Origin of the sequence: Bradyrhizobium sp. Leo170 (genome assembly GCF_004296405.1) — a bacterium.
Lineage (GTDB): Bacteria > Pseudomonadota > Alphaproteobacteria > Rhizobiales > Xanthobacteraceae > Bradyrhizobium.
On record NZ_PSRR01000593.1, the window covers coordinates 1 to 2,662 of the forward strand.

4 protein-coding genes are annotated in these 2,662 nt (G+C 65.0%); all 4 read left to right on the forward strand.

Features of this window, described 5'->3' with window-relative positions; all coding sequences use genetic code 11:
• Nucleotides 1-229: GapR family DNA-binding domain-containing protein (locus CWO89_RS42860; RefSeq protein WP_130584222.1), on the forward strand; the 229-nt coding region annotated here is incomplete at its 5' end.
• A 12-nt stretch (nucleotides 230-241) separates the two neighbouring features.
• Entirely contained in the window at nucleotides 242-1,399 is a 1,158-nt protein-coding gene (locus CWO89_RS42865) for an MT-A70 family methyltransferase (protein ID WP_245476833.1), read from the forward strand.
• A complete protein-coding gene (locus tag CWO89_RS42870) occupies nucleotides 1,396-1,983 on the forward strand; it encodes a hypothetical protein (protein ID WP_130584223.1) in 588 nt (195 codons plus the stop codon). The genes CWO89_RS42865 and CWO89_RS42870 overlap by 4 nt, the downstream gene beginning before the upstream one ends.
• Nucleotides 1,980-2,513 (forward strand): DNA N-6-adenine-methyltransferase, encoded by a 534-nt coding sequence (locus tag CWO89_RS42875; protein ID WP_245476834.1) that lies wholly within the window; start codon nucleotides 1,980-1,982, stop codon nucleotides 2,511-2,513. Before CWO89_RS42870 ends, CWO89_RS42875 begins: the two co-directional genes overlap by 4 nt.
• Nucleotides 2,514-2,662: the final 149 nt, after the last annotated feature.

The window sequence follows — 2,662 nt, forward strand, 5'->3', positions numbered from 1 at the left end:
TGTTTACAAGGAAGCCAAGGCGCGCGGCGTTCCGACCAAGGAATTGCGCTCGCTGGTGAAGATCCGCGACAACGAGCAGAAGAACCGCGAGATCTACGAGGAACTCGAGGCCGACCAGCAGCAGGTGCTGGCGATGCTCGCGGTCGCCGAGGGCGTCAAGGACCTGCCGCTCTGGAGGGCGGCGGCCATGAACTCGGAGTACGAAGGCGCCACCGCCACCGCTCATTGACGGGGGCGCGCCATGGAACGCCTGGAGCCGCATCCGCTGGCGAGCATCTTCCCGCTGATCGAAGGCGCGGAATATGCCGGCTTCCTCGCCGATATCCGCGCCAACGGCGTGTGCGAGCCGATCGTTCTGTACCAGAGGAAAATCCTCGACGGCCGCAATCGATATCGCGCTGCCCTAGAGGCTGGCGTCGATTGTCCGACGCGCGTCTATGACGGCGAAAATCCCGTCGGGTATGTGCTCAGTCTTAACATGAAGCGGCGCCATCTGGATGCCAGCCAGCGGGCGATGGTGGCGGCTCGCCTCGAAAACGTGACGCGCGGCGGTGACCGCAAATCCGTAGATCAAAACGCAATTTTGCGTTTTGATCGCAAGACCGCTGCTCTGCTGATGAACGTCTCCGAGCGCAGCGTCAACGCTGCAAGCGCGGTTCTAGACCACGCCGCGCCCGAACTGGCCCAAGCCGTCAACCAGGGCCATCTCGCGGTCAGCATCGCTGCGCGCGCCAGTAAGCTGCCGGCCGAAGATCAGTGCGAGATCGCCAGCCTCGCCCAGGCCGGCGAGATCAACGCCGCGCGCAAGGTGGTCAAGCAGAAGGCCCGCGCCCAGCGTGAGGCCGTGCTCGGCCGGAAGCAGTGCGCGCTGCCCGAGCGGAAGTTCGGCGTGATCTACGCCGACCCGGAATGGCGCTTTGAGACGTGGTCCGAGGCCGGCCTGATCAATTCGTCGGCGGACATGCATTACCCGACCTCGCCGCTGGAGACGATCAAGGCGCGCGACGTGCCGTCGATCGCGGCCGATGACAGCGTCCTGTTTCTGTGCGCGACGCCGCCGATGCTGCCGCAGGCGCTGGAGGTGATGGCGGCGTGGGGCTTTGGCTACGTGTCCAACGCGGTCTGGATCAAGGATCGCACCGGCACCGGCTATTGGTTCCGCTTCCGTCACGAACATCTGTTGGTTGGCGTGCGCGGCAAGGTGCCCTGTCCGGCGCCGGGCCTGCAATGGGATTCGGTGATCGAGCAGCCGCGCGGCGAGCATTCGGCAAAGCCCGAAGCGTTCTGCGAGCTGATCGAGGCCTATTTCCCCAACCTTCCCAAGATCGAACTGAACCGGCGCGGGCCGGCGCGGCCGGGCTGGGCAGCCTGGGGCAACGAGGCGGAGGTCGCCGCATGACCAACGCCAACCGCAAGCTCGTGCGCGTCCCATCGACGTTGGTTGCGCGCGGCTTCGCGTTCGGCAAAGCGCTGGTCGCGCATTATGCCGCTGGCGGCTCTCCGCAATCCCGTGCCCGTTCCGGCAACCGTGGGACCGAGAGCAATCCGGTCATTCTCGGGCGCAGCAAGGTCGGCGAGGTCGCCGCCGCGATCCATTGCGGTCTCGATCCGGATGCCGCGGTCAAGTGGAGCGTCGACAGCCCGGACCCGGGCCACGACCTGGTGCTCAACGGCGCCCGGATCGACGTCAAGACGACGCTGCCGCCCTTCAAGCTGATCTGGTCCAACACCATCAATGATCTCTACGAGCAGAAGCAGTTCGACGTCATCGCTGCGGTATCGATCAGCGAACGTGACTGGTCCTGCTGCTGGGTCGAGGGTTGGATCACCAAGGGCCGCTTCTACAGGCAGAAGCGCATCGCTGATGGTAATCACGGTCTCGAACGCGGCACGTGGTGGCTGCCCAAGTCCGAGCTGTCGAACATCGATGAGCTGGCATTCCTGCCGGTCTTCCGCGAACAACGCTGGAGGTCGGTGGCATGAAGATGGAGCGACAAGGCCGGCTCGGCATTGGCGGACACCATAGCCCGATCATGCTCAAGGACGAGTGGCTGACGCCGCCGGAGATCATCGCGGCATTGGGTGGCGCACTGTCATTCGATCTCGACCCCTGCGCGCCGATCGATCGCCCATGGGACTTCGCGAAAGAGCACTACACGATTCTCGATAACGGGCTGCTCAAGCGCTGGCATGGCCGGGTCTGGCTCAATCCACCTTATGGCGGCCCGGTCATTGTCGGCCCCTGGTTGCGCCGCATGGCGGCGCACGGCTGCGGGACCGCGCTGATCTTTGCACGCACCGAAACCGACCTGTTCTTTGAGACGGTGTGGAATCAAGCGACCGCGCTCCTGTTCCTGCATGGAAGGTTGTTTTTCCATCATGCTGACGGCACGCGGGCGAACAACAATTCCGGCGCGCCGTCGGTGCTGATCGCCTATGGCGCGCGCGACGCGGAGGTTCTGCGAACCTGCGGGCTTGACGGGCGTTTCATCGAGCTGACGGAGGCGGCATGACATATGCGCCGCGCATTCTCGCGCTCGATCTCGCCAGCCGCACCGGCTGGGCCTGCGGCTTTCCCACCGACGACAAGCCGCGCTCTGGCTCGGTGCGGTTTGCCCGCGAAGGCGCCAGCATGGGCGCGGTGTTCTCCGGCTGCAGGCAA

Excerpts from the sequence above, each read along its gene's own strand:
- CWO89_RS42865 (WP_245476833.1), top strand. The coding sequence starts at position 242 with ATGGAACGCCTGGAGCCGCATCCGCTGGCGAGCATCTTCCCGCTGATC.
- CWO89_RS42870 (WP_130584223.1), top strand. The coding sequence starts at position 1,396 with ATGACCAACGCCAACCGCAAGCTCGTGCGCGTCCCATCGACGTTGGTT.
- CWO89_RS42875 (WP_245476834.1), top strand. The coding sequence starts at position 1,980 with ATGAAGATGGAGCGACAAGGCCGGCTCGGCATTGGCGGACACCATAGC.